Source organism: Salmonella sp. SAL-020, from assembly GCF_017372215.1.
GTDB lineage: Bacteria > Pseudomonadota > Gammaproteobacteria > Enterobacterales > Enterobacteriaceae > Salmonella > Salmonella enterica.
Genome location: NZ_CP071690.1, coordinates 2,438,174 through 2,464,344 on the forward strand (window position 1 = coordinate 2,438,174; position 26,171 = coordinate 2,464,344).

Annotated in this window: 33 protein-coding genes and 3 pseudogenes; 15 read left to right on the forward strand and 21 right to left on the reverse strand. The window is 47.1% G+C overall.

Annotated elements, in window-relative coordinates; all coding sequences use genetic code 11:
• Positions 1-160: 160 nt before the first annotated feature.
• From J1G48_RS11770 to hokD, 10 genes and pseudogenes are all read right to left on the reverse strand, one after another.
• Positions 161-334 carry a hypothetical protein gene (locus J1G48_RS11770; protein ID WP_000729249.1) on the reverse strand — a complete coding sequence of 58 codons (174 nt, stop codon included), beginning with the start codon at positions 332-334 and terminating at the stop codon, positions 161-163.
• A gap of 32 nt (positions 335-366) precedes the next feature.
• Positions 367-912, reverse strand: a complete 546-nt coding sequence (locus tag J1G48_RS11775) for a glycosyl hydrolase 108 family protein (protein ID WP_000802786.1) — start codon at positions 910-912, stop codon at positions 367-369.
• On the reverse strand, positions 909-1,190 hold the full coding sequence (locus tag J1G48_RS11780; protein WP_000445513.1) for a phage holin family protein: 282 nt from the start codon (positions 1,188-1,190) through the stop codon (positions 909-911). Before J1G48_RS11780 ends, J1G48_RS11775 begins: the two co-directional genes overlap by 4 nt.
• Positions 1,180-1,362: pseudogene (locus J1G48_RS11785) on the reverse strand (putative holin); the annotation flags it as partial. The pseudogene J1G48_RS11785 and the gene J1G48_RS11780, both read right to left, overlap by 11 nt.
• Positions 1,290-1,685 carry a tellurite resistance TerB family protein gene (locus J1G48_RS11790; RefSeq protein WP_000900605.1) on the reverse strand — a complete coding sequence of 132 codons (396 nt, stop codon included), beginning with the start codon at positions 1,683-1,685 and terminating at the stop codon, positions 1,290-1,292. The pseudogene J1G48_RS11785 and the gene J1G48_RS11790, both read right to left, overlap by 73 nt.
• Positions 1,686-3,855: 2,170 nt before the next feature.
• On the reverse strand, positions 3,856-4,392 hold the full coding sequence (locus J1G48_RS11795) for a DUF1133 family protein (protein ID WP_000640113.1): 537 nt from the start codon (positions 4,390-4,392) through the stop codon (positions 3,856-3,858).
• The gene (locus tag J1G48_RS11800) at positions 4,389-4,679 is read right to left on the reverse strand and encodes a DUF1364 domain-containing protein (RefSeq protein ID WP_000774470.1); all 291 of its coding nucleotides are present in this window, start codon (positions 4,677-4,679) and stop codon (positions 4,389-4,391) included. The genes J1G48_RS11795 and J1G48_RS11800 overlap by 4 nt, the downstream gene beginning before the upstream one ends.
• Positions 4,679-5,278: a DUF1367 family protein gene (locus J1G48_RS11805; RefSeq protein WP_000940751.1), complete on the reverse strand. Its 600-nt coding sequence runs from the start codon at positions 5,276-5,278 to the stop codon at positions 4,679-4,681. The genes J1G48_RS11800 and J1G48_RS11805 overlap by 1 nt, the downstream gene beginning before the upstream one ends.
• A 62-nt stretch (positions 5,279-5,340) precedes the next feature.
• Positions 5,341-5,511, reverse strand: a complete 171-nt coding sequence (locus tag J1G48_RS11810) for a hypothetical protein (RefSeq protein ID WP_000734094.1) — start codon at positions 5,509-5,511, stop codon at positions 5,341-5,343.
• A gap of 290 nt (positions 5,512-5,801) precedes the next feature.
• On the reverse strand, positions 5,802-5,957 hold the full coding sequence (gene hokD / locus J1G48_RS11815) for a type I toxin-antitoxin system toxin HokD (protein WP_000813254.1): 156 nt from the start codon (positions 5,955-5,957) through the stop codon (positions 5,802-5,804).
• Between the two features lie 426 nt (positions 5,958-6,383).
• On the opposite strand from hokD, the gene J1G48_RS11820 reads away from it, so the two are divergent.
• Both J1G48_RS11820 and J1G48_RS11825 read left to right on the forward strand, forming a co-directional pair.
• The gene (locus tag J1G48_RS11820) at positions 6,384-7,316 is read left to right on the forward strand and encodes a hypothetical protein (RefSeq protein ID WP_000556390.1); all 933 of its coding nucleotides are present in this window, start codon (positions 6,384-6,386) and stop codon (positions 7,314-7,316) included.
• Positions 7,313-7,867, forward strand: a complete 555-nt coding sequence (locus J1G48_RS11825; RefSeq protein WP_001033796.1) for a hypothetical protein — start codon at positions 7,313-7,315, stop codon at positions 7,865-7,867. Before J1G48_RS11820 ends, J1G48_RS11825 begins: the two co-directional genes overlap by 4 nt.
• 161 nt (positions 7,868-8,028) lie before the next feature.
• On the opposite strand, the gene J1G48_RS11830 is transcribed toward J1G48_RS11825, so the two are convergent.
• Both J1G48_RS11830 and J1G48_RS23575 read right to left on the reverse strand, forming a co-directional pair.
• A complete protein-coding gene (locus J1G48_RS11830) occupies positions 8,029-8,358 on the reverse strand; it encodes a DUF977 family protein (RefSeq protein WP_001676916.1) in 330 nt (109 codons plus the stop codon).
• Positions 8,359-8,401: 43 nt separating this feature from the next.
• Positions 8,402-8,527, reverse strand: a pseudogene (locus J1G48_RS23575) (transcriptional regulator); the annotation flags it as partial.
• 103 nt (positions 8,528-8,630) lie between these two features.
• On the opposite strand from J1G48_RS23575, the gene J1G48_RS11840 reads away from it, so the two are divergent.
• Both J1G48_RS11840 and J1G48_RS11845 read left to right on the forward strand, forming a co-directional pair.
• Complete coding sequence (locus tag J1G48_RS11840) at positions 8,631-9,098, forward strand: helix-turn-helix domain-containing protein (protein WP_001227859.1); 468 nt, start codon at positions 8,631-8,633, stop codon at positions 9,096-9,098.
• Between the two features lie 384 nt (positions 9,099-9,482).
• Positions 9,483-9,638, forward strand: a complete 156-nt coding sequence (locus tag J1G48_RS11845) for a DUF1391 family protein (protein ID WP_085981757.1) — start codon at positions 9,483-9,485, stop codon at positions 9,636-9,638.
• A 107-nt stretch (positions 9,639-9,745) separates the two neighbouring features.
• Here J1G48_RS11845 and J1G48_RS11850 read toward each other — a convergent pair whose 3' ends face one another.
• Positions 9,746-10,267, reverse strand: coding sequence for a super-infection exclusion protein B (locus J1G48_RS11850; RefSeq protein WP_000004762.1), 522 nt, complete (start codon positions 10,265-10,267; stop codon positions 9,746-9,748).
• A 437-nt stretch (positions 10,268-10,704) separates the two neighbouring features.
• On the opposite strand from J1G48_RS11850, the gene kil reads away from it, so the two are divergent.
• The 5 genes and pseudogenes from kil (at position 10,705) to ttcA (ending at position 13,225) form a co-directional block, all read left to right on the forward strand.
• Positions 10,705-10,926 (forward strand): cell division protein FtsZ, encoded by a 222-nt coding sequence (gene kil / locus J1G48_RS11855; protein WP_000560208.1) that lies wholly within the window; start codon positions 10,705-10,707, stop codon positions 10,924-10,926.
• Between the two features lie 84 nt (positions 10,927-11,010).
• Entirely contained in the window at positions 11,011-11,328 is a 318-nt protein-coding gene (locus tag J1G48_RS11860) for a hypothetical protein (protein ID WP_000800272.1), read from the forward strand.
• Positions 11,329-11,355: 27 nt separating this feature from the next.
• Complete coding sequence (locus tag J1G48_RS11865; protein WP_001676915.1) at positions 11,356-11,973, forward strand: RecE family exodeoxyribonuclease; 618 nt, start codon at positions 11,356-11,358, stop codon at positions 11,971-11,973.
• Positions 11,954-12,238 (forward strand): annotated as a pseudogene (locus J1G48_RS11870) (tyrosine-type recombinase/integrase); the annotation flags it as partial. The gene J1G48_RS11865 and the pseudogene J1G48_RS11870, both read left to right, overlap by 20 nt.
• Before the next feature lie 51 nt (positions 12,239-12,289).
• Positions 12,290-13,225: a tRNA 2-thiocytidine(32) synthetase TtcA gene (gene ttcA / locus J1G48_RS11875; RefSeq protein WP_001156217.1), complete on the forward strand. Its 936-nt coding sequence runs from the start codon at positions 12,290-12,292 to the stop codon at positions 13,223-13,225.
• A 43-nt stretch (positions 13,226-13,268) separates the two neighbouring features.
• Here the strand turns inward: ttcA and dbpA are convergent, their stop codons facing one another.
• The 4 genes from dbpA to smrA form a co-directional block, all read right to left on the reverse strand.
• Entirely contained in the window at positions 13,269-14,642 is a 1,374-nt protein-coding gene (dbpA, locus tag J1G48_RS11880; RefSeq protein ID WP_000123686.1) for an ATP-dependent RNA helicase DbpA, read from the reverse strand.
• 486 nt (positions 14,643-15,128) lie between these two features.
• The gene (zntB, locus tag J1G48_RS11885) at positions 15,129-16,112 is read right to left on the reverse strand and encodes a zinc transporter ZntB (protein WP_000387374.1); all 984 of its coding nucleotides are present in this window, start codon (positions 16,110-16,112) and stop codon (positions 15,129-15,131) included.
• A 145-nt stretch (positions 16,113-16,257) separates the two neighbouring features.
• Positions 16,258-17,412: a methyl-accepting chemotaxis protein gene (locus J1G48_RS11890; RefSeq protein WP_000945632.1), complete on the reverse strand. Its 1,155-nt coding sequence runs from the start codon at positions 17,410-17,412 to the stop codon at positions 16,258-16,260.
• 410 nt (positions 17,413-17,822) lie between these two features.
• Positions 17,823-18,386, reverse strand: a complete 564-nt coding sequence (gene smrA, locus J1G48_RS11895) for a DNA endonuclease SmrA (RefSeq protein WP_001046799.1) — start codon at positions 18,384-18,386, stop codon at positions 17,823-17,825.
• Between the two features lie 257 nt (positions 18,387-18,643).
• On the opposite strand from smrA, the gene ogt reads away from it, so the two are divergent.
• From ogt to uspE, 3 genes are all read left to right on the forward strand, one after another.
• Complete coding sequence (gene ogt, locus J1G48_RS11900; protein WP_000945041.1) at positions 18,644-19,159, forward strand: methylated-DNA--[protein]-cysteine S-methyltransferase; 516 nt, start codon at positions 18,644-18,646, stop codon at positions 19,157-19,159.
• Positions 19,160-19,353: 194 nt separating this feature from the next.
• The gene (fnr, locus tag J1G48_RS11905) at positions 19,354-20,106 is read left to right on the forward strand and encodes a fumarate/nitrate reduction transcriptional regulator Fnr (RefSeq protein ID WP_000611914.1); all 753 of its coding nucleotides are present in this window, start codon (positions 19,354-19,356) and stop codon (positions 20,104-20,106) included.
• A 150-nt stretch (positions 20,107-20,256) separates the two neighbouring features.
• Entirely contained in the window at positions 20,257-21,204 is a 948-nt protein-coding gene (uspE, locus tag J1G48_RS11910; RefSeq protein ID WP_001262138.1) for a universal stress protein UspE, read from the forward strand.
• 54 nt (positions 21,205-21,258) lie between these two features.
• Here the strand turns inward: uspE and J1G48_RS11915 are convergent, their stop codons facing one another.
• Positions 21,259-21,513 carry a DUF2534 family protein gene (locus J1G48_RS11915; protein ID WP_000605645.1) on the reverse strand — a complete coding sequence of 85 codons (255 nt, stop codon included), beginning with the start codon at positions 21,511-21,513 and terminating at the stop codon, positions 21,259-21,261.
• A gap of 238 nt (positions 21,514-21,751) precedes the next feature.
• Between J1G48_RS11915 and J1G48_RS11920 the strand changes: the two genes are divergently transcribed.
• On the forward strand, positions 21,752-22,783 hold the full coding sequence (locus J1G48_RS11920) for a mechanosensitive ion channel family protein (RefSeq protein ID WP_000493665.1): 1,032 nt from the start codon (positions 21,752-21,754) through the stop codon (positions 22,781-22,783).
• Between the two features lie 81 nt (positions 22,784-22,864).
• Here J1G48_RS11920 and J1G48_RS11925 read toward each other — a convergent pair whose 3' ends face one another.
• On the reverse strand, positions 22,865-23,467 hold the full coding sequence (locus J1G48_RS11925; protein WP_000163376.1) for a helix-turn-helix domain-containing protein: 603 nt from the start codon (positions 23,465-23,467) through the stop codon (positions 22,865-22,867).
• Positions 23,468-23,510: 43 nt separating this feature from the next.
• Here J1G48_RS11925 and J1G48_RS11930 point away from each other — a divergent pair, with 43 nt between their 5' ends.
• Positions 23,511-24,197, forward strand: a complete 687-nt coding sequence (locus J1G48_RS11930; protein ID WP_000097255.1) for a B3/4 domain-containing protein — start codon at positions 23,511-23,513, stop codon at positions 24,195-24,197.
• A 27-nt stretch (positions 24,198-24,224) separates the two neighbouring features.
• Positions 24,225-24,563 (forward strand): hypothetical protein, encoded by a 339-nt coding sequence (locus J1G48_RS11935; RefSeq protein WP_000051816.1) that lies wholly within the window; start codon positions 24,225-24,227, stop codon positions 24,561-24,563.
• Between the two features lie 106 nt (positions 24,564-24,669).
• Here the strand turns inward: J1G48_RS11935 and J1G48_RS11940 are convergent, their stop codons facing one another.
• Positions 24,670-25,227: a peroxiredoxin gene (locus tag J1G48_RS11940; protein WP_001119108.1), complete on the reverse strand. Its 558-nt coding sequence runs from the start codon at positions 25,225-25,227 to the stop codon at positions 24,670-24,672.
• A 98-nt stretch (positions 25,228-25,325) separates the two neighbouring features.
• On the reverse strand, positions 25,326-26,156 hold the full coding sequence (zirS, locus tag J1G48_RS11945; protein WP_072100757.1) for a two-partner-like secretion system exoprotein ZirS: 831 nt from the start codon (positions 26,154-26,156) through the stop codon (positions 25,326-25,328).
• Between the last annotated feature and the right edge of the window lie 15 nt (positions 26,157-26,171).

Consider the following 26,171-nt stretch of genomic DNA (forward strand, 5'->3'; position numbering starts at 1 on the left):
ACAACAATAAGCTACGATAATCCACTCTTTTGTTGCCCCATTTTTGCCCCTTTTACAGCATTTTGCCCCATTTTTGCCACCGAAAAAATTCCAAAACTTCTCAACCTCAGCACGTTCTTGAATATGGCATATGACAATTTCCTTTACGATTTATATGCTGTTATAAAAATCCCCAGTTGTCAGCAACAACTGGGGATTTACTTTTCAGGCCCAAAAGACGTTCACTACGACTCTGCCCGGCAGCTTCGAATATCTGGCGCGCCTTATCCAGGCTGGCGCACCCCACCAGTAAAAAAGGCACCAGTATCGCTACCAGTGCCCATTTCGCCGCCATTCGCGGCATTCTGTGTGTCCAGTGTTTTCGGTTCATATCAATACGCGCTCTTTCATCCAGCCATAGACAAACGACTCGTCAGCCTCCCGCTTTTCCGCCAGCTCCAGATAGCGCTCCCCCTGCGTGCAGTTCAGCGCCACCAGCAGTACACGCTCGCCATCCTTACCGCGCTTTTCCAGATAAACACGTAACGCGTTAAGGGTTCGCGGCCCGATGCGCCCGTCCGTATCCATATCCGGATACAGCCTCCCGCCCTGGTTGAACACGTTCAGCCAGCGCTGCAACATTTTCGCTGCCACCGACGGCCCCATGTTCACGCCCGTGTCACACAGTTCGGCAGCAACATCCGGCGAGGCCTTCGCCACCCGGTCAAAGCGGGGACCGTACCAGTAGTCGGTCTCCAGAATTTCCAGCGCCTGTCCACGGGTTAAATTGCGCATATCACCACGGTATCCGTGGGCGCGGGCAACTTTTTCCGTAATACCCCATTTTGTCGGCCCGCCTTTATCGTCCGGATGGTTGACGTAGCCGCCTTCCTTACCCAGAATTTCATCAAAAATTTCGTCCTTCGGTTTCATCGCAGCCTCAGCAGTGAAAGTATTTTCGACACATTACCCCGCGCCCACAGCACCAGCCCGCAGAACAGCGCGTTCATCAGCACCACAGGCCAGGATGAAGACGGGTAATGTCCGGCCAGAAAACGGAACGGAACCAGCGCATAGCCCAGCATCAGCAGGTACGACAGCCAGGCTATTCCCGGTTTGTATCTGGCGCCGTTCCGGCGGTAGAGAAAAAGGGCCAGCACTGTCACCAGGCACAGGCCCGCATTCAGTGTGCCGGTCAGATTACTTTCCATGACCACTCCCTCCTCCCCGCATCCGTGAAAAAACCCCGGTCAGCGATGAAATGTCCTGGTCATGAATGAAGGTCAGAAATTTCACTGACAGCACCGACATCACCACTGCACACAGCGCATCCAGCGGTTTACCGTTGTAGTCAGCAAGGCGGGACAGGAACGAGGCCAGTACAGGCACAGCACATCAACCGCTTCTGCTGTTCCTGCCACGTCAGCCAGCTCACGCAGTGCCTGAGCATTCGCGCTACGCGGTGACGCCTCATAGCGGGCGCGGATATTGGCACTCATCTGGGCAATCTCGCCGGAGAACGGCGCAAAGGCAGGAAGTGCCGCGATGGTTTTCTCCAGCACTGCAATTTCTTTCGCGTCACAGGTGCCATCGGCGTATGCAATGGAATATGCGCCCCAGACGGTCGCCTCCACCGCATCCCGGTTCTCCATCTTCTTCACTTCAACAATAGCCTTGCGGGTTTTCTTTCTGAAAATACCTAACATCGTGACTTTTCCTTTTAGTGGGTGAGCCTGCGCCCGGGGGTGACCAGCCCACAGAGAAAGTCACACTGACCATCCCGTAAGCTCACCCCTGAAAGGCTCCGTGGTTAGTTATGAATGTGCGCCGGGCGTGGCGCGGGGAATGAAATAAGCCTTACCGGAAAATAAGGTTGTTTCCGGGGTTCCGGTCTTATTTTGTTATGAGTAAAATAATGGCGACCTCCCGAAAGGGATAGCCTGAAATTTTTCAACTATCTATCACGGACATTGTCCCGCGGCTTAAATCCGACAGCCGCGCTTCTTTTTTAATTCATTATTTCCCGCCCCGGATACTTCCCGCACCCTGGTCTGAAAACGTTAACTTTATTATATGGCGGGCAGAACTTTTTCCCGGAATAAAAAAAACCGCCTCACGGGAGGCGGTGCTCAATATCTGAAGCATGTTTTATAGTTATCGACTGGAAAAACAGTAGAGGTGTCGGGTGCCTCCCGAAAACACATATTAGCCCGGTATGTGTCTGTGACCATCGGCAGAACATTTTTCCCGGTCACCCCCGCACTGGGGAACACCTCAATAAATAATGCAGTGCCGGAATTATCTCCGGAGGGCCGTTGGTCAGTCACCATGACCCGCAGACGAAAATAAACGCACCTCATATCCTGTTTATGCCCCACTTTATGTGGGTTTCACTGCATTCAGATGGCGTACCACAAATCCCGTATGTGTTACAAGAGCATCAGACAGTGGCGCAAGCAATGACCGTTTTTTTGCAGTACGCCATCTGAATGCAGTAAAAAAATTGCGGTGCCTGATTCACTATCAGGAGGTTAAATTAAAGGAACATTAATGTAACCACCCCATATCCATATGCCTGCACCACAAAGAGTAAGAACGATACCTATATCAATGGAATCTTAATTTCACCTTAATGCCAAATCGAGTGATGATTCTTTAATCAGACGACTCAGGAGGTATAAAGAATCAACTCTCTTATTCGACGGAGTGGAGAAATCTGCCAGTCACCTCCGCCAAACTGTCGACAATAATAAATCATAAAAATTTCATTTCAACAAGCAGTCGCGTCAAGAAATGTAAATTTATCATTAGATGTTTATTTATTCCAAATGTTTTGCATTAATTCAAAAAAGACAAAATACAATCAGGGCATATTCTGATGACTCCATCTTATTTCTGCAATTTGCGGGAATAAAAAAACCACCTCATGAGAGAGAGGTGGTAATCATAACATGGAGTTATTATTATAGTTTTATTGATGGCGATAAAAAACCTGAGGCGCCGGGGACTCCCGAAAAATATTGCTGTGTCAGGTGTTGTATTGACAAGAATTTTCCGTATGTTCTGCCTCTGTGATATGAAGATTTTTAGTAATAAATGCAGTGCCGGGATGCCCCGGAGAGTCTTTAGTCAGCCACTATGACCCGCTACAAATTGATCAAACGCAGACAATGCTGTTTAGCTCTGCTCAGAGCAGATTTCACTGCATTCAGATAGCGCACTGAGAACCCCGCATTACCAACACACTGACATTCTCATTTATCCGATTCACAGTACGCTATCTGAATGCAATAAAAAATTGTGGCACTGAGTCCATCGGGGCTTCTCCGCCCCCACAAACCGGATGCTGTATCAGGATATACATCATGCACTCATCATAAACGCACTATCCACACTTTACGTGCCAGCACCACCAACGGAGTAATTACGATAGTTGTATCGAAAAAAACGCCTCTTCTTCTCTGGTTGAGAGCCGGTTCCTTCACGTGAATTTTCCAGGATGCACAAAAAAACCGGCTCTCTGATCCTCGGGGGCAGAAGAAGGTTATCCATCATCCCCTTCGGACCGATGAAAATAATACGAGTCAGAACAGGCGTTTCAACAATTCATTGTGTCAATAAACGTAAAGTTATTATTACATTTTTATTTTATCAAAACATTTCACATTAATTTAATGTACATAAAACATATTTAAAACGCACCATGTTTAACAACCCGGATTACACTGGCGAATATTTTTCTGTATTGCAGAAACGACAAAACCCGCACGATGGCGGGTTTCAAAATGCGTTCATGTCTGTCATTAGCCTCGCGATACAGCTTTGCGAAGCGTACTGGAATTGAAGCAGTTTGTGGCTCATTTTGCAAATGATTTTTTAAGCATAATCGAACGCTTTTCTCATAGGTGAATACAAAATGAACTCAGCGATACTCAACCACTGCTCAACACGGCGTCGGCATGTAATCAACGCCCACTCTGGGTACTGTTCGTTTAGTAACTCGGCCATCCTTCTCTTACTCATCCCCCGCCCCACGTAACGCTGGTTCAGGATACCAAGCAGCCCCGGATGATCCGTCAGTACCTCGCCTACAACCCGATCGATAATCAGCGCTTCCGTATCCGTACAGTGTGCCAGCCAGCTTTTTTGCTTTCCGTTGATCATCTCTCTCAGGAACACTTCCAGTTCAGGTTTCTCCAGCCCCGCTTTTTTCATACGGCGCAAAGCATCGTTAATGGCCGTCTTCGTCAGTTTTTTGGACGCCAGCAACTGGTTAAACATATTCCCTGTTTTGCCGCCACCAATGTATGACCAGCGCCCCCACATACGCAATTTCCCCTGAATCCACACACTTTCCAGCGTGCTGAGACGAAGGTGTTCTCCGCTTTTTCCGGTGTTTGTTGGGTAAATCATAAAATGCCTTTCTCTCTCCAGATTTCCTGCGTGCGGAAAACGCCCTCTGCGTGCATCAGGCGAATTTCTGTTTTCGTGAAGTCGTCGATTTTTACCCGCCCATCGACAATATCGTGGCACGAGCTACAGGCAATTGCTGCCTGCATATCGTTTGGTTTTGTCGCCGTTCCGCACGTACCCGCCAGCCGGTAATGTGCCAGTACGGACGTTTCAGGATTATGGTTGCAATGGCCGGGAATTCTTACCGTACACATCAGGCCCCGCGCCGCTTTACGTAAATCCGCCATTACGCAAACTCCAGCAGTTGCGCTGCGACATTTTCGACCTCTTCCGGAGAGGAGAATTTACGAAACAGAATCCAGTTCCACAGGACGTTCAGTACGGCCTTATAAACCTGCTGAAACTCGGTTTCGTCCATATTCGCAAAAGCGATGGATTTCGCCCGGCGCCCACGGCTGCCATCCGGATAATAATGCTCAGTATAAAACCCGGCCTGAATGGTTACCCACTCGCGGAAAGCGTCGAAGGACTTGAGCAGCGCAACATCGAGCGTTCGGTTGACAGCAACCTTATGCAGGTACTGTTCCGCCGCGTCACTGAGTGCGGGACTGTGGCCCTGCGCTGCTGACTCACACAGGAAATCGACAAAGCCGGTAATCAGCTCCTGTTCCTGAGGCAGGATCGCCCCGCCGATCGGAGTCCAGTAATCGAAACCAAGCTGAAGGAGCTTGAAAAAACGTTTGTGGAACGCGTAGTTACGTACTCGCTTAAAATCGGCGTGTATCCACGCACCGATTTTTACTGAGCGCAGGAAGTCCTCACTCTCCGGCGTTGCCGGGAGCAGAAGCCCTGATGAGGTTTGTTTAACAAGTTGTAGATGCGCCATCGTTCTCTCCGGTGGCGCTGTAGGTTGCTGATTGTTCAGGTCAGCCGTAACATATTAAAACATTAATAACTGACAGTGAAACCCAGTCTTATCAGATAATCAATAAACGCTTCAACAGACAGAATCAGATGGTCGTCAGGAATTAGCGTACAGAATGAGATTTCACCATTTTTTACACGTACTGCATAAAGCCCGTCTTCATCTAACTCTAATAAATCCTTGAGTTTTTTCACGTTACCTCCAGACAACTAAGGAAAAATGAAAAGGTGCGATTTCAACGCGATTTCTGTTGAGGCGGGAAATATAAACACTGCGACTATTTATTTCATTATATAAATTTGCTTATTTTATGTTCACCAGCAAGGACATTTTTCACTTGTTGCGCAACCAATCTGAAAGTTGATCATTTTTATGAATTTTTATTTTACGGGTAACAAAAAACCCGCCGAAGCGGGTTAAGTGTGGGTGCGTTGAGGATGCCTGACACGTCAGAGGTGGCGGGGATTTCTCCCCGCCAGGTCTCTTACTCCTCAGGTTCGTAAGCTGTGAAGACAGCGACCTCCGTCTGGCCGGTTCGGATTCGTACCTCGCAGAGGTCTTTCCTCGTTACCAGTGCCGTCACTATGACGGTTAAACAGATGACGATCAGGGCGATTAACATCGCCTTTTGCTGCTTCATAGCCTGCTTCTCCTTGCCTTTCGGCACGTAAGAGGCTAACCTACATGTGCAAAGCATGAAATTGGCCTCAGATTAATGTTAAGCGTCTTGCCGGACGCGTAATGTTAACTGGGGCTTTTCTCTATCTGCCTTTTGGTGTTCATGCCTGAGGCAGATAGCCTCAAGCACCCGCAACAATTCTACTTAACTCTCCTTTTCCCGCAAACCGTTTTTATCCCCAACGCAAATTTTACCAATACCCCTTAATACATCTCCCTTGCCCTGACGATACATCCCTCTTTACACAGACCAAAATTTATGTATTATCGCTTGAAAACAATCATTTAAGAGCTATCGGTGGGTGAATTCGCCCTGCGGTAGCTTTTCCTTTATGCATTGCATACATTTATGTTCTAGTATATTCCTGTATACTCAAAAGGATTTTTCATGCACAGCGTTAATTTCTATTCATTCCGCGTATTGACCCATAAAGGCAGTCGAGCCAGCAAAAAACTTAATGACTTAGGTTTAAGTAATAAAAAAACGGCATATGAACTTTTTGTTGATTATTTTACTCTTTATAAAAACACCCCCATCGAGTTCGGCGTTTCAAAAACTAAAATATCTCTGGAACAACATACTAAACTTCACTTTGATAACACAAAAAAAATCATATATGGTTATATAAAAGTTGGAAAATATGGAGAAAGCAGTGAAATAAAAGATGTAAAACTCAAAAAAGTCCATTACAGAACAACTGCTTATGATGTAACACTCAAAGAGCGTTATATTTTAATATATCTACCAGATAATCTTGAAGAAGGAATTATTGCATTCCATTCATGCGATAATATTTCTGCTCGAGGTGTTCTTTCTGATTCTATCACTGAATATCTAAAAAAACAATTTCAACTAGAAGCAAGAATCAATCCATTACATCATAAGAAAATCCCTCAATACATTCTCAATTCTGAATTGAAACAAATTAAAGCTCAAGGATATAAAGCACCAGAAGATATTGCTGATTCCTTTGGTAAAAACAAAACAAACATCAAGACAGACTTAATAATAAAAGCAAACGATGGCATATTCGGAAGTTTCAGGGATTTAAGAAACAAGAATATAGGAAACATCATTGAGATTATTGAAGATAAATGTGATGCAATAAAAGTAAGCTTACAGCTCGGCAGTCGGACTGTCGTTTTCAATTATGATACCATACTAAAAAAAGGAATTTCAGCAGAGTTAGATGATAATGATCTAAAAATCAACCCATTAACAGGTATACCTGATCTAACAGCACTTCATGACACGATAAAAAACCTTTCCAATGATATATTGGAAGAACTGCACTGTGGAAATAAAGGGGTGATTATATGAATAAAATAAATGTGCTGGGTGTAATAATAAAACACTACAAAACAATGTCAGATCAGCGTGGAACAATGTTGATGAGCGACATTACCGTACATTTTATAGTTCCTCTATCTCTTTCTTTCGTTCTGTGCTGGACATACGGAATAATGAAACCGGCAATTGCTTCCGTCTTCGTTAACTTCGGGGCTATTACAACAGCACTATTAATGAGTGCAGTAATAATGATTTATGAACAAAAACAAAAAACCATTACTAAGATATCAGATATAATTGAAGGAAACAAATCAAGAGACAAATTGATATCATTAAACACTAACAAAACCATATATGAGCAGTTATGCCACAACGTCGCTTATGCAATATTAACTTCAATAGTATTGGTTATATTTTCAGTAATAATATATTTCCTGCCTGACAATGCAGTGGATTTAATGAAATGGTATTTTCGCGCACCCGCATATATCGTTAGCTTTTTAGCCTATACATCCTTTTTTATCACTGTCATAACTTTCTTAATGGTAATAAAAAGATTTAGCACGATTTTAGACAATTAAGCAATGGAGCTACCGCCCTTTCGGGCGGTCTCCTGGTGTTCTGAGCGTGCAGGAATCCATCCGGTTAAGGATTAAAGTTTATTTACATCACTAAATTTAATTATTCATATTTGGATTATGCTTTCTCTTTCACTTCACGCAGTTCCGATTGTTAATTTGGCTCACAACAGCACCTCCTGAAAGTTTCCCCGATAAAACGCCAGTACCCGCTGCATGTACTCGCTTTTACGACACTCACGACAAATTACGTTGTGGTGCCTGTCGTAACGACGTACCTCACCGTCAGGCAGCTTCCAAATCAGGTCAGCGTCCACTTTCGCCTGTTTCTTCCAGGCACGATAAGCCTCTTCTGACGGGAAAATCCCCCCTCTTCTGCCCGCCTGGTACACATCCCCACAACGTTCTGCCTTGTCCAGGTAGTGGCGGGTCGAATAAATGGTTAACCCCGTCATCCTCCTCAGCTCCGTAAGTGTTATCAGGCCGGAGTTCATGAGGTGTAACCTCGAAATTCGTAGCCTCTGCGATACGCAATACCTTTTCGGGGCTTAACTGACTACGGCCAGTAGTAACAAGGCTAATCATCGATTGCGAACAACCAGCCAGCGTGGCCAAACAAGACTGTCGTACACGATTTTTTTTCAAATATTCATCTAACGTCATAAAGGTCACCTTAGTAATTCTCGCTAAATATTAACCATACTAATTTAAATGATCAATACTTATATCAGTTTGAGTTTATGAGTCACATTCATAAGATGAGCGCATGAGAAAAAAACGTGAAGAAATAGCTCCACCAGAAGCTACCCAGCGCTTACGCGCCATCTGGGACGCCAAAAAGCGAGACCTCAAACTTACTCAGGAGATCGCCGCTGATCTTATGGGCTTTGAGACACAATCTACCGTCAGTCACTATTTGAACGGTAAGGCACCTCTCAACACTGATGCGGCCTTAAAATTTTCTGTTCTATTGAGAGTTAAACCCGAAGAGTTACGACCGGATTTGGCCGATCTAATGAACTACGTTCGTTCTTCTGGTACTTACGATGACAACTTCGAAGGTGGTGGCTGGCGAATGGTGAGCAGACAACAGGCTGATTTACTAAACCTTTTTGATATACTCCCTGAATCTGAGAAAGAAAAACTCATTGACCGGCTTAAAGGTCAGAATGAGCTATATAAAGAGGCTTTCCAGAACATGCTCGCTGCACAAAAGCGCCTAAAAAATCAGTGACGAACCAACCACATCAAACCGCCTCTCCCGGCGGTTTTCTTTTGGCTAAAGCTCCTCCCTCCCCCTCTTGCATCAGATAAAACACATTTATTTTCATTAGGATAGATCATATTTATGATATATATGTATATTTATCTTGATCAACTATATGAATATCGCTAATATAATCTCAGAAACAGCACGGCGCTGTAGGTTTTAGTTCCGCCACCCGGCGTTAAGGGGAGAGGGAAAGATGGGAAGGAATGAAGTGATTCAGTATTTGATGGATAGTTGCAACGTCAGCTTTAGCGCAGCTCTCCAAGCATTGCGCGACAATGGATGGGATATGTTTTTGGCTCAATGCGAGCTACAGGAACAGTATTATCCGGGGTGATAATGGACAAGCTGCAAAAAATCCACCTCGGCAATAACGAATCCCTGGTGTGTGGCGTGTTCCCCAACCAGGATGGAACGTTCACCGCCATGACGTACACCAGAAGCAGGACGTTTAAAACTGAAACAGGCGCACGTCGCTGGTTAGAAAGAAACTCAGGTGAGTGATATGGATTTCGACACAATCATGGAAAAGGCTTACGAAGAATACTTTGAAAGCCTTGACGAAGGAGAAGAAGCACTCAGTTTCAGTGAGTTTCTGCTGGCGCTTTCAGCTAACGGCTAATATCGAACCGTTTTGTGCAGGGATTCCAGGTGGAAAGCATTAACGACTCATACTCGGGTTCGATTTTGAACATCACAGAAACACCGTCGATACACGAACCAGCCGGACGAACGATACCTGCCTTAACCAGAGCATCTGCATCAGGGTTATCCCAGGACGCCCGGAAAGTGGGAGAATGAGTTTTAAGAAAGGGTTCAAGTAAAAACAGCTGTTCAGTACTCAATGAATTAAGCGTTTTTAACATGCGTTTTGCCCTGCCCCTACGCTGGCACAACGGCAGCGCCGACACGAAAAAATAACCAGTGACTTTGAGGATCAGCACTATAAGGTAAGCCACAGCAAAACTAAAAATCTGAACGGCATATGGTAAATCGCTACGCGCCTCAATAAGCTCCGTAATATCTCTAGGAATGAAGATGATAATTAAGAAAAATAAAGCCACTGTGAGCATAAATTGTCCGACGGATTTACCAATTAGGAATTTTACGATAACCAGAGCGGTTTCTGACATATCAATAACTCTCAACTGTAAGGGTATTGAAATGTTAACACAGGTTCTCGCTGTAGGGGTATAGCCGAGACCACCGAAGCCCGGAGGTGGTTAAATAAAGCCGGGCACAACACGAAGGCGCATTTCTGATGTTTTCTGAGTCGGTCTTGTCTGTAAATCCAAATAGTGGAAGTGCGCCTCCGGTTGTAGTTGCCACTGCGACAATAATGCTGTGTGTAGTACTTGGCGGCATCAGTTTTTCTTAGTCCTTTCTGATGTCCGCCCTTTTTAAAGTGAATTTTGTGATGCGGTGAATGCGGCTAAGCGCACGCGGCACAGTTAAAACTCCCTGAATCAGTATGGGTGGTTTAAGTCGGCATTAATTGTTAACTGGTTAATGTCACCTGGAGGCACCAGGCACCGCACCACAAAATTTATTTACCAGAAATGGAGGGGCTATGATTGCTCATCACTTCGGAACGGATGAAATACCGCGTCAGTGTATTACGCCGGGAGATTATGTTATCCATGATGGTCGTACTTATATCGCCTCAGCGAATAACATTAAAAAACGCCGTTTATATATCCGTGATTTAACAACGCAAAGATGTATTACCGATTGCATGGTAAAAGTCTGGCTGAACAGAAATGGTCTGCCTGCCAAAGCTGAATCATGGTAACAGAACAGTAATCGTTTAAACCATCCTGTTTTTAAATATGCCTGCAATGGCAGGAATTCACTCAACCTGAAAAAAGGAATCTATATGAAAAATGTACCTGAATCAGTAATTGCAGAGCTCCGCCAGCTTTCAGGAAAAATTCGTACGTTATGTATCGAAAACAATATGCCCTGTGTTGTTTCTTATGCCCGGGACTGTGACGATGAAAGTGTTTCCAGAACTCTTGTTGCATATACAGACAGTGAAACAGGCGCATATGACAGGTCAATAACAGCCGCAATAATGCTGTTAAAAATGAACGAAGCTCCTCCCGAAAATTTTATTTCATTGTTGAAACTGATGGAGTGTAAAGAGCTCGTCACGAACGCATTCTGCTCAATGAAAAATGAAAGTCTTCATTAAGTATGATTTGTAATAAGGGTAATGATAATGAGCGACAATAAAACAGAATACTCATATTATATTAAGGTTAAAAATGAAAGCGCCCGGAAACGTCTCGGCTTCCCTTTTGCTTTCTGGTGGAAAACTGAAAGCAGCGAAGCCGCTGCCACAGCACGCCTTGCCGTATCAATGCTTGACGCCGGATTCGAACCGACAGATTTTGCAAAACCGGTTCGCGTTAATTCCCCCGCTGTTAACGAACTTCCGCCGGAGGGAAGTTTTGATACCACCTTCTGTCAGAAATATGAGCTGGGCGGCGAAGATGGCAAAACATTTATGCTCATCCCCGGCACGCCCGCTACTGACGCCCACGACGAAAAAACGGAGGAATGCGCCGACGACGCTGGCACCGAAGAAAGCGGGACAGACACCAGTGACAACGACGAATGTCAGGACTGCGAAGTTTCCGTCGCCACCCTGCCGTTCCCCCAGCGCGTGTTGCACATTTTTACTTACGCTGCCACAGACAAAAAATATTTGCATCACGCCACCCGCGCTCAACGCAGGCATATTACCGTTCTCGAAATGGAACAGGAAAACAGCTATATCCAGAACCTGTTAATGGTATTGCGGAAGTCTGAACAGGTTCATGCCCAGGATGAGTAAAGGAAAACAGAAACCTTATTACTCGGTAAGCAGTTTAGGGGCAAGGTGGAATGCGGCAGTAAAACGTGCTGGTATTCGCCGCCGTAATCCGTACCATACGCGACATACTTTTGCCTGCTGGCTGTTGACGGCAGGAGCGAACCCGGCATTTATCGCCAGCCAAATGGGGCATGAAACTGCGCAGATGGTGTATGAAATTTACGGTATGTGGATTGATGACATGAACGACGAACAAGTAGCGATGTTGAATGCACGGTTATCGTAGTTGCAAAGTTTGCCCCCAATTTGCCCCATTTAGTACCAGAGAACTGAAATAATGCAAGAAATTCAAAAGAATACAAAGAAAGAACAATACAACCTCAACAAGTTGCAAAAGCGCCTGCGCCGTAACGTTGGCGAAGCGATTGCCGATTTTAATATGATTGAAGAAGGCGATCGCATTATGGTTTGCCTTTCTGGCGGCAAAGATAGCTATACGATGCTGGAAATTTTACGTAATTTGCAGCAAAGCGCCCCGATCAATTTTTCACTGGTCGCCGTCAACCTCGATCAAAAGCAGCCAGGTTTTCCGGAACATATCCTGCCAGCCTACCTTGAGCAGCTGGGCGTAGAATATAAAATCGTCGAAGAAAACACCTACGGCATTGTGAAAGAAAAGATTCCGGAAGGAAAAACCACCTGCTCGCTGTGCTCGCGTTTGCGTCGGGGTATCCTGTATCGTACGGCGACTGAACTGGGCGCGACCAAAATCGCCCTGGGCCACCATCGCGACGATATTCTGCAAACCCTGTTTCTGAATATGTTCTATGGCGGAAAAATGAAAGGGATGCCGCCGAAACTGATGAGCGATGACGGCAAACATATCGTGATCCGCCCGCTGGCTTACTGCCGCGAGAAAGATATTGTCCGTTTTGCTGAGGCCAAAGCCTTCCCTATCATTCCTTGTAATCTGTGCGGTTCGCAACCAAACCTGCAACGCCAGGTGATTGCCGACATGCTACGCGACTGGGATAAGCGCTATCCTGGACGGATCGAGACGATGTTTAGCGCCATGCAGAATGTCGTGCCGTCTCACCTTTGTGACACTAACCTGTTCGATTTCAAAGGAATCACTCACGGTTCCGAGGTCGTCGACGGCGGCGATTTAGCGTTCGATCGTGAAGAGATTCCCTTGCAGCCCGCTGGCTGGCAGCCGGAAGAAGATGACACCGCCTTAGAGGCGTTGCGGCTTGATGTTATCGAAGTGAAATAATCTGCAGGCGTCTCAGCACTCCGCTGAGACGCCATGCTATCGATCATTTTAATAGCCGTACCCGGCATGACTTGCCTTTGATCTTCCCGTTTTGCAACTGCTTCCAGGCTTTTTGCGCTACTGCTTGACGTACGGCGACGTAAACGTGCATTGGATGCACGTTAATTTTGCCAATATCCGCCCCGTCTAATCCAATATCGCCGGTCAGCGCGCCCAAAATATCTCCCGGACGCATTTTCGCTTTTTTGCCGCCGTCAATGCATAGGGTAGCCATCTCTGCGGCCAGAGGGAGTGACGGCTGCCGGGCGGGCGCATTCAGCCAGTTCAGCTTGAGTTGCAGCATTTCTGAAAGAATATTCGCCCGCTGCGCCTCTTCCGGCGCGCAGAAACTGATCGCCAGGCCGCTGCTTCCCGCGCGCGCCGTACGGCCAATACGATGGACATGCACCTCCGGGTCCCAGGCCAGTTCATAGTTAACCACCAGTTCGAGCGATTTAATGTCTAATCCTCGCGCGGCAACGTCGGTGGCAACCAGAATGCGCGCGCTACCGTTTGCAAAACGCACCAACGTCTGGTCGCGGTCGCGTTGTTCCAGATCGCCGTGGAGCGCCAACGCGCTTTGTCCTACCGCATTAAGCGCATCACAAACGGCCTGACAATCTTTTTTGGTATTGCAAAATACCACGCAGGACGCTGGCTGATGCTGGCTAAGCAACGTTTGTAGCAGCGAAATTTTTTCATGCGCAGACGTTTCGAAGAACTGTTGTTCGATAGCCGGTAGCGCATCTACCGTATCGATTTCAATACGTATTGGCTGCTGCTGTACACGACCGCTAATCGCCGCGATGGCCTCAGGCCAGGTTGCTGAAAACAATAACGTCTGGCGCGTCGCAGGCGCAAAGCGGATCACCTCATCAATGGCGTCACTGAATCCCATGTCCAGCATTCGGTCTGCTTCATCCATTACCAGAATATGCAGCGCATCCAGCGATACGGTTTCTTTTTGTAAATGATCCAGCAGGCGCCCCGGCGTCGCGACAATGATATGCGGAGCGTGCTGAAGCGAGTCGCGCTGTGCGCCAAAGGGTTGCCCGCCACACAAGGTCAGAATTTTGGTATTTGGCAGAAAACGGGCCAGGCGACGTAACTCTCCGGCAACCTGATCCGCCAGCTCCCGCGTCGGGCACAGCACTAATGCCTGTGTCTGGAACAGAGTGACGTCAATTCGATGCAAGAGCCCAAGACCAAACGCCGCCGTTTTGCCGCTACCGGTCCTGGCCTGCACACGCACATCATTACCCGCCAGAATGACGGGTAATGCTGCGGCCTGAACAGGCGTCATCTCAAGATAGCCCAGCTCAGTAAGGTTATTGAGCTGGGCGGCGGGCAAAACATTCAGGGTTGAAAAAGCGGTCACAATTTACTCTCGCGGTAACGACTCATAGTCAGCAGGCGCGTATCCTCGCAGATCCGGGCGTTTGATGCGACATTTTAATCGGTTCTTCGTCCGGCGGCGGGTCGGGCATCGGCTGAGGACGGGGAAGCGGCTCAGGAATGGGAACAGGGTCAGTGGGAATCGGGTCCGACAAGGACGAGTGTAGATATAATAAGGTCAAAAGACAGCTCATATTACCCTCCAGAATGTCATTCAGACTCTTAAAGGGTAGACGCTGATATTCTACAGGCAAAAAAAAGCCGACTAATCTAAGCCGGCGTCGTACGAATCAATTGTGCTATGCAGTAATTCAAAAAAGGAAGTAAGACAATATGGAGCGCAACGCCCATCGCTTGACGTTGCATTCACCTGCGAGAGAGATATTGCCCCGAATAGGTAGATGGTTTATTGACTTCGCTCAAATTTCTCGGCGTTTTTTCATACGAAATGGTCTGAAAAGCGCTTTTGTTACAACCATTTACTGCGATGCAACCATAAAGTAACACCACCGATCAGGACAACTAACAGAATACAAAACAGAGAAAAGCCGAACCGCCATCCGCCGCCAGGAATACCGCCCAGGTTAACGCCAAATAATCCTGTTAAGAAGGTGCTGGGCAGAAAAACCATCGCCATAAGCGACATGGTATAAGTTCTGCGCGCCAGAGACTCCTGCATCACCTGGGCAATTTCATCCGCCATGATGCCAGTACGCGCGATACAAGCGTCAATTTCATCCAACCCCCTTCCCAGCCTGTCGGCGATATCCTGCATTCTGCGCCGGTGATCGTCGCTCATCCACGGCAGCCGTTCACTCGCAAGCCGGGCATAGACGTCGCGCTGCGGCGCCATATAGCGGCGCATAACAATTAGCTGTTTACGTAGCAATGCGAGGAAACCGCGTGGTGGGATTTGCTGGTCGAGAAGATTATCTTCCAGATCGATAATTTTATCGTGTAGCTCTTCAATAAATTCACTGGCGTGATCGGTTAACGCATCGCACACATCTACTAACCAGCTGCCGCAATCTACGGGCCCGGTGCCCTCCTGCAAATCACTGACCACATCGTCCAGCGCCAGAACCTTTCGCTGACGGGTAGACACAATGAATCGCTCGTCCATATATAAACGCATTGCCACTAATTGATCCGGGCGTTCGTCAGTACTGCCATTAATACAGCGCAGCGTAATGAGCGTCCCTTCCCCCATACGACTTACGCGCGGGCGCGAGCTTTCACCAGCCAGCGCATCACGCACGTTATTGGGGAGTAAAGGCGTTGAAGCCAACCAGCGGGCGCTGTCCGGGTGGGTATAATTAAGATGTAGCCAACAGGGATGCTGACTATCGATCACATCATTATCTTCGAGCGGTTTTACTCCACCACGACCATCCAGTAGCCATGCGAAAACGGCATCCGGCACGTTCACATCCGATCCCTTAATGGCTTCCACAGCGCCTCCACGTTACAACTCTGATGCCGTTAGTCTAGCTTTCGGGAAAGGTTAAGCAATCTCTCATTTTCTCATTGCGCAAAAAGAATTACGGGAACGTGCGAAAAAAGCGCCTTAGCAACAGGCGCTTACCAAACATGTATTATCAGGCCTGGCCGCGCCTGGTGATGGTCGAAAGAGGTGATACATGAGAGCGCGACAGCGCATGTTCACTGTAACCCGGCTGGCTTAAACGAAATTTGTCGGTTTTAGTCTGTAACTCGATCACCTGCGCCTTTAAAACATCCGAAGAAGCAGATAACGCTTCAACCATTAAAACATTGCTATGGGTTGCGCTTTCCAGATCGCTCAACGCCAGTGTTATCTGGTTAATGCCTTTTTCCTGCTCCCGCGTGGTGGTGGAAATTTCACTCATCAGCACGTTTAATTGCCCGGAGCCGCCAACAATCTCCTGCATATTTTTTTCAGCCTCCTGCACTATGGCGGCCCCCTGCCGCACATTCTCATGCGTAACGTCGATCAGCGCCTTGATACTTTTTGCCGCCTCGGCGCTACGATGCGCCAGGTTACGCACTTCCCCGGCCACCACGGAGAAACCTTTTCCATGATCGCCCGCCCGCGCAGCCTCTACCGCCGCGTTAAGCGCCAGAATATTAGTCTGGAATGCGATACCGTCAATCAATGAAATAATCTCCGTCATCTGCGAGGCACAGTCGGTAATAGAACGCATATTTTCTGTAACCCGCACCATTAATTCACCGCCTTTACGGGCGCATTGGGTTGCACAATCCGCCTGTATGCTCGCCATTCGGGTATTATCCGCATTGTTTTTGGTACTCGCCGCCATTTCATCCATACTGGCGGCAGTTTGAATTAACGAGGCCGACTGCTGTTCCGTCTTTACGGATAGCGACATACTGCGCGCCGCCAGTTGTTCGGAAAGGGTCATTGCCGTTTGCGAAGAGGATCTGATTTCGCGTACCAGCGCGGAAATATTCTCCGACAGGCTATTAATTCCGGGGATGAGTCGCCCGGCGCAATTATTGCCAAATTCGGAGATATGAATAGACAAGTTTCCTGCTGCGACCTCTTCAATACTTTTCTTCACGGTATTAATCGGCACTACCAGATAGCAGGTCATATACCACCAAAGCAGTAATGTCGAGATCAGATAAATGATATTACACGTAATTAAAATAGGGAGATCGTGCAGAAAGGTTATTTGTAAAGTATCCACCAAAAGAAACGTACATACCATGAATAGAATAATGCATGTTCTGACGCTGATATTTCTCAACATTTTTGACGGCCTACAACCAGGATAGGAGACAGGTTTTATTTTTATAGCATTTCAGATACCTATTGCCATTCGTTTCTTTGACATTCTCCATATTCAATACCAGACCATCGCCATTTCCCTTAGTGCAACAGATAAAATCACCTATATTCGCTATGCCAGGATATTCATCCATCCATATTGACAAGTGATGTACTTATCACCATTTTCTGCTTAATAGTTAAGTCGAAAGCCAGTATATTTTAATAGACGCTTAAATAAGCGAATGACTGTTTCTCCGTGTTATTACTGTGGACAGCGTTATCGCCCGTTCTCTTGCAGAATCCTGAGCGTTTGGATAAGGCGTTATATCAGGCATAAAATCGGGTTCGCGCGAGCTTGCGCTGGCGGTCCTGTCCGCCAGCGGCAACGATTTACCGACTACGCTTCGCATGGCGCTCCCAGTTATCCTGTTTAGCCTGCACCGTTTTACGTAACGCGACATAACATGCCCCGCCGCCGCCATGATGCGGCAGCGCCGAACAATAAGCCTGTACATCCTCAAACTCTGTCAACCAGCGGGCCACATAGCTTCGGACGATATTGGCATGCGACTTCGCCTCTCGCCCTTTACCATGAATGATCAGGACATTACGCAACCCCTCTTTCTGCGCCTCCAGGATAAAACGAAATAGCATTTTTCGGCACGTTTCGACCGGCTGGCGTAACAAATTGAGGCTGGCCTGCTGAGGGTATTTCCCACTGCGTAACTTGTCGATGACACCCTGCTGCAATCCTTCCCGACGAAATTCCAGCGGTTCATTCAGCGGCAGAATATCCAGAAAGCCCGTCGTCAGGAAATTATCAAGCTGAAGCGTGTCGATACGCTGGGGCGTTTTAAGATTACGCGTTGGCTGCCAGTGTACATCAGTATGGCGTTTCAGCGGCTGGACATCCTCCATGGCGTCAAGAAACAGCGCTTTATCGTCAAGGTTCATGGTTCATCCTCCAGCGTTTTTGCGACTGCCGTTATCATAACCGTGCCCTGTTATACCGACAACGGTTTACAGTTATTTCCAATAACAGCGACAATGTCAGGCAATTAACCGCCTCGCCAGGCTCTCTTTTTCTCCGCCTACGATATTACTGGCGCTAAATGTGTTATCCCTGACTATCTTTTAAGGAGTATGGTTGCGGGTATTCCTGGCATGATATCTTGTCTCTTACGTTAGATTAAGACGATGTGAGAGAACGGATGCTGAGATTACTTGAAGAGAAGATAGCCACGCCATTAGGTCCGTTATGGGTGGTTTGCGATGAGCAGTTTCGACTGCGGGCCATTGAGTGGGAACAGTACCGCGATCGTATGGAACAACTGCTAAATATCCACTACCGTCACGAAGGCTATGAACGCGTTTCTGCAACTAACCCCGGTGGACTCAGCGATAAGCTTACAGATTATTTTGCAGGCAATCTCGCCGTAATTGATACCCTGGAAACCGCCACGGGGGGCACACCTTTTCAACGGGAAGTATGGCAGGCGTTGCGCGCTATCCCCTGCGGGCAGGTGATGCACTATGGTCAGCTGGCGGCGCAATTGGGACGACCGGGCGCCGCACGCGCAGTCGGTGCTGCGAATGGCGCTAACCCCATCAGTATTGTTGTTCCCTGCCATCGCGTCATTGGGCGTAACGGCACTCTGACCGGATACGCCGGTGGCGTGCAGCGAAAAGAGTGGCTATTACGCCATGAAGGCTATCTTTTATTATGAATATACAGGCAAAAGTGCCTTATCGGTCACACTTTTATGTAAAGCAACAACAAATAAATTACGTATTTTCAAATAGATAAAAGTATTCATCAAACTTATACTTGAATTATTCCTTCTCCGGGATAGCTCAGACTTACGCGCTCACCAAAAAGATGTTAAAATTGACAAATATCAATTACGGCTTGAGCAGACCTATGATCCCGGAAAAGCGAATTATACGGCGCATTCAGTCTGGCGGTTGTGCTATCCATTGCCAGGATTGCAGTATCAGCCAGCTTTGCATCCCGTTCACACTTAACGAGCATGAGCTTGATCAGCTTGATAATATCATCGAGCGCAAAAAGCCCATTCAGAAAGGGCAAACTCTGTTTAAAGCAGGTGATGAATTGAAATCGCTCTATGCTATCCGCTCCGGAACGATTAAGAGCTACACCATTACCGAGCAAGGCGATGAGCAGATTACTGGATTCCATTTAGCAGGCGACCTGGTGGGTTTTGACGCCATTGGCAGCGGTCATCATCCGAGCTTTGCACAGGCGCTGGAAACCTCAATGGTATGTGAAATACCCTTTGAGACACTGGATGACCTGTCCGGCAAAATGCCTAACCTGCGTCAGCAAATGATGCGTCTGATGAGCGGTGAAATTAAAGGCGATCAGGATATGATTCTGTTATTGTCGAAGAAAAACGCCGAAGAACGTCTGGCTGCGTTTATTTACAACCTGTCCCGCCGCTTTGCGCAGCGTGGTTTTTCACCGCGTGAATTCCGCCTGACGATGACCCGTGGCGATATCGGCAACTATCTGGGCTTAACGGTCGAAACCATTAGCCGTCTGCTGGGGCGTTTCCAGAAAAGCGGCATGCTGGCGGTGAAAGGTAAGTATATTACTATTGAAAACAGCGATGCGCTGGCGGCCCTCGCCGGTCATACCCGCAACGTCGCTTAAACGTCAGCTAAACCATTGATGTTATCTTCTGCCATATCGTTAAATTTTTCTCATTTATTGATCTGGCAGAAGCGCTTCCTCTGTTTCATTCACCATATTTGAGTTACTCTTTAGTTACAAACTGCGATGACAGTTGTAAGGAGACCCTGTATGGCTATGTATCAAAATATGCTGGTGGTCATCGATCCCAATCAGGACGACCAACCCGCATTACGGCGAGCAGTTTATTTGCATCAACGGATTGGCGGCAAAATTAAAGCTTTCCTGCCTATTTACGATTTCTCGTATGAGATGACCACCCTGCTTTCTCCTGACGAACGCACCGCAATGCGTCAGGGCGTAATAAGCCAACGCACAGCCTGGATACGTGAGCAGGCGAAATATTATCTTGAAGCCGGTGTCCCCATTGAAATTAAAGTGGTCTGGCACAATCGTCCCTTTGAGGCCATCATCCAGGAGGTTATCGCCGGCAGTCACGATCTGGTGTTGAAAATGGCGCATCAGCACGATCGACTGGAAGCGGTCATTTTTACCCCTACCGACTGGCATTTGCTGCGTAAATGCCCAAGCCCCGTGTGGATGGTCAAGGATCAGCCGTGGCCAGAGGGCGGCAAAGCCCTGGTCGCCGTGAACCTGGCAAGCGAAGAGCCTTATCACAATGCTCTCAACGAAAAGCTGGTAAAAGAGACCTTACAATTGGCGGAGCAGGTTAATCATACCGAAGTGCACCTGGTCGGCGCCTACCCCGTTACGCCAATCAATATCGCCATTGAGCTGCCGGAATTTGATCCCAGCGTGTATAACGACGCCATCAGAGGCCAGCATTTACTGGCGATGAAAGCGCTGCGCCAGAAATTCAGCATCGATGAAAAAGTTACGCATGTAGAAAAAGGCTTGCCGGAAGAAGTTATCCCGGATCTTGCTGAACATCTCCAGGCGGGGATCGTTGTGCTTGGCACTGTTGGACGTACCGGACTCTCGGCCGCGTTTTTGGGGAACACGGCCGAACAGGTCATTGACCATCTGCGCTGCGACCTGTTAGTCATTAAGCCTGATGAGTATCAGACACCGGTTGAACTGGACGACGAGGACGATTAATCCCTCTTGCGTCCTGCCGGATGGCGCTGCCATCCGGCCAACACCTCATCCCTGTTACTCATCTCCGCCGAGGAAATAGATCCCCAAAGGAATCGCCAGCAGAATAGTGAACACCAGACTGTAAACGAAAATCATTGCCGACTGAATGGCATACATAGAGCTTGTCCACTCGGACAGTGGAATATGATACTGCTCAATCACACCGCCGATAGTCGCGCGCGTTACCACCGATGCCGCAACGATAAACACTGCCAGCAGGCATAACAGAAATTTTTTCCCCTTCGCCGATTTCAGCTTCATCATGATCATAGTATTGTCCTTTACAGATGACTTTGTTACCTGATAGCAACAATACCATGACAATCACGCGATGTCTGCTCCATAAAACGTGACATTGTATTTACATAAAAAGTAAACCGCTGAGATTAAAGCTGATAGCACTATTTCTTCTTTTTACTTATCGATGATCTACGCGTTTATCCTGGGTAAAATACCTGTTAATCAGGTCATTCTGAGCTGTTATCGTAGGAAGGAGCGGAAAACAATAATGTTCACTGAATTTTTTCTCAAAAACGCATTTAATCTGGCGATACTTTTCAGTTGCGGTATGGCGTTGCTGGTCGTGAGATTTTGGCTCAGCCGTAACGTACAGTGGAAGAAAGGATTCACGTTCCATGCGGCACAGTTTTTTATTTACGCGATTATTATTGGAACCATCGGGAGCATCCTGAATAATGCTATTGAAGATTATAATTTGCGTTTTATCTCTTCCGGGGTCATTGATTTTATCTGCACCTCGCTCATTGCGCTTATTCTGACGATAAAACTTTTCCTGATTATTAACCAATTTGAAAAAGCACAGGTCAATAAAGGTAGAGATGTCACCAGTACCCGTATTCTGGCACGGGTCATAAAAATAACCATTATTGTCGCGATTGTCTTACTGTATGGCGAACATTTTGGCATGAGTCTGTCCGGTCTGCTGACCTTTGGCGGTATCGGCGGTATCGCTGTTGGTATGGCGGGCAAAGATGTCCTGAGCAATTTTTTCTCCGGTATTATGCTCTATTTCGATCGCCCCTTCAGTATCGGAGACTGGATTCGTTCTCCTGACAGAAATATCGAAGGTACGGTCGCCGAAATCGGCTGGCGAATTACGCGAATTAACACATTCGACCACCGCCCGTTGTACGTGCCTAATTCCGTCTTTTCATCCATTAGCGTTGAGAATCCGGGACGGATGACCAACCGTCGAATAAAAACGGTTATTGGATTACGTTACGAAGATGCCGACAAAATTGGCCTCATTGTTGACGCTATCAGAAACATGCTGCAGGCGCACAGAGATATCGATCAGAAACAGACGCTGTTGGTCTATTTTAATGAATTCGCCGACTCTTCGCTGAATATTATGGTGTATTGCTTTACCAAAACAACAGTATGGCAGGAATGGCTTGCCGTACAGCAGGATGTTTACCTGAAAATTATTGCGATTGTCCAGGAAAACGGCGCTGACTTCGCCTTCCCAAGCCAGACGCTCTATATCGATGACCCGGAGGCCGCGCCTGCGACAAAATAAAAGATAGCCGGTGCCCGATAACGCTTATCGGGCACCGAGGCTTCCCTGTCCGGATGACGGGTTGTTAGCACCTTACGGTGATCAACGGCTCTTTTCATTCACCGTCATGGTAAATTCAAGCACCTCATTAGTGTCGTTAACGTAGGCATGAGGCATGTCGGTTCTGGCTACAGCGGAGCAGCCCTCCCGAATAATAAAGCGTCTACCATTGACTGTTAATGTCAGTGTTCCCTGATTAACAAACAGTAATTCACAGGTGTCTGCCGGATGCCCTGCCGATTCAAACTGTTCACCAGGATGCATTATCCATTGCCAGAGTTCCAGCATATCCGGCCCGCTGGTTCCCGCCATTAGTTTTGCACTGCCGCCTTTCTCGCCGCGCCACAACACCGGAATAGCATCCCGGTCGATAAGATGAACCATCGGCTCGCTGGCGACGTTGACAAAATCCGCCACGGACACTCCCATTGCCGCCGCGATCTTACATAACAGCGCAATGCTTGGATTGGCTTTACAGCCTTCAATTTCCACCAGCATTCCTTTACTGACGCCGGAACGCCGCGCAAGCTCATCCAGCGACATCTTTTTTTGGCTACGAAATTGTTTGATACGTTGGGAAACAGCTTCATTTATTGTGCTGACGTCGGCGCCCGTCGTGGTCGATAAGTTGACTTTTTTGGTCATTGGTCGATATCATAGAAGAAAATAGTCATTACAGGATTATGCGATGTCTTCTATGTTACCGTCAATCAGCCCGGAACTGGCCCGTATCGCTCCCGGCTTTCGTGCATTAAGTATTAATGTTATTGCCGCTCCGATTCGCGATGCGCAGGTCGGAGAAATCGCGCTAAAAGAGGCCTGTCAGGCCGTAATTAACGGCCAACCGACGTGGGCACAGGCGCATATAGACGCCTGGAATGCGGTGTTTAAAGCATTCGGCGCAAAACCGAAGCGCACCCCCTGCTCGGCTGAAGCGCTACGAAAACGCGTGTTGAAGGATGGAACAATGGCGGCGCTGGACCCGGTCGTTGATCTTTATAACGCCGTGAGCCTGCGCTATGCCGTACCGGTAGGCGGCGAAAATAGCGCGGCTTATTGTGGATCGCCGCGGCTGGTTTTCGCAGACGGAAGTGAAACATTTGATACCCTGAAAGAAGGACAACCCGTCACCGAGTCGCCAGAACCGGGCGAAGTTATCTGGCGCGATGACAGAGGCGTCACCTGTCGGCGCTGGAACTGGCGTCAGGGAGTACGTACCCGACTAAGCGCTTCAGATAAAGCGATGTGGTTTATCCTTGAAAGCTTGCCGGAAATGCCGGTTGATGAATTGTACGCGGCAGGAAACATGCTGACTGACGGCCTTGAAAAAATGATGCCAGGTTTACGTTTTGAATCCACGTTGATGGGTGTTTGATTGATATTGCGTAACAGGAGAAATACCATGTCGCTGTTTCTGACAAGTTTTATTTTCGAAAAAAAAGAGTACGACGAAGAGTTTTATCAACTGGATGGCTGGATTGAGCGCTATACACAGACTATTGATGGCTATATTGGGATGGAAAGCTATACCGATGCCGCCAGCGGAAGAATGGTTAATAATTATTACTGGCAGACCCGCGAATCAATGGAGCTATTGATAAATAATTTACAGCACCAGCAGGCCAAATCACAAAGTCATAAGTGGCTTTCCGGTTACCAGACGATTATTGCAGAAATTCAGGGGTGCCATAACGTTAACCTGCCCCATCCGCTGGCATCATTTTCAGTTCCTTATGCGTGATGCAATAGTATATGTGTTAAATGTGGGGGCACTACAGGAGGATGCCTGCGCCCCTGCATTGCCGATTATTCGGTTCTCTGTGCAGGGACGGTGCTGATATAAGTGATTAGTAAACAGGAAGATGAGTGATATCTCGTGGTACAATAACACGCGTAACCACATTATTTTCATCGCACTCTATCAACGCTCTGGCAAAAATACTGAGCTCATTAATTTTCAGCCCGGAATTATCCAAAAACTGGCGGCAAGCGTAGTCAGAAACAAAGGTTATGCCGGGATGAATATCATGTTCCAGAATAAAACGGGCCTGAGCAAATGGCGTATCCATACTCAGCACATATACCGCCCGGTTTGAGTGGCTACCCGCTGATTTAAGGCGGTTACTATAGTCTTTTACCTGCCATTCACAAACCGGCGTATCCAGTGACGGGACGACAATAATCCGCTTTTTTATCCCCGGGATACAGTAACCCGGTAATAAATTATGGCTCACCAGCCCCTTTGTGCAGGGTAATGGTTCGCCTTCAGCCAGTATACCGGGTTTGAGGGTCAGTTGCGTTTTGCCAAAGGTGACAGCGTGTTCCTGACCCAATGAAATATAATCTTGTGTTGTTGCTGGTGTCATAAAAACCTCTCCTTTTAACGTTTGTATTCTTTTAGCCATAATAATTATTTAGCAATCCGCTAAAAAACCAGGTAAACATCCATAATAAGATGATGGTGATAAAAAGAATTACATTACCCATAATGATTAATATAGTTTTATGGTCTTCCTCTGATGGAAATTGTTTTCGTAAAAGCCGCTGAATATTTAAAAGATATGTCAATACGCTCATTACTATGCCCACGATAGGTTATAACTTGTGTATATTTACCTGGAGCATTTTCTTTCTTAAGAGGACCATAATCCCATAAGCACTCTAAAATTTCACACGCTACAGACTTATTAATGTAAACTTCATTTATAGGATTCCCGTCGATATCCTTAACAATAGTTGTGATGGTGGCACTTTCACCCGGCGATAATACAGACTTATCTATACTCATAACTGTTAAATCTCGACTTGGCGTATTAGATATAGTTTCTGTTTCAATATACTGAAATTCAGATACCGATGGCGCAGGCGTGTACCCTGACGCTGAAGCCATATCCGTTTCATTATAAATTTCTAGTTTAATCTTTGAACCCCGATGTTCCTTTTGGATATTAAATTTATGCTCACATGGATTTTCACGTTTAAGTATATGCTGAGAGTTATCTTTATTTATCTGATAATACGTACATACTGTAGTAAAAGTTTCCGCAGACTGATAGTTATTATCCGGATCTCTGATGCCTACATTTCTGGCATACCTCTCAATAGTCATTCCCGGAAAAGGTGTATACTTTTCAATAGAAAAGTCAAGTCCATTAAACTTCAATTCGTAGCCATCGCGAGGTGTTCCAGGCCTGTGCCCAACGCTCGGCGCCGTAGGAGGAGAAAACATCCCGACGGTTGCCGCGGAAGTTGTCGACGAATCCGCCAAGACGCTTATCGGCGCAGCCGCCAGAAGCAGGCTATAGATAATAAGATTATGTTTCGACATACACACTGTTGATCCTTTTTA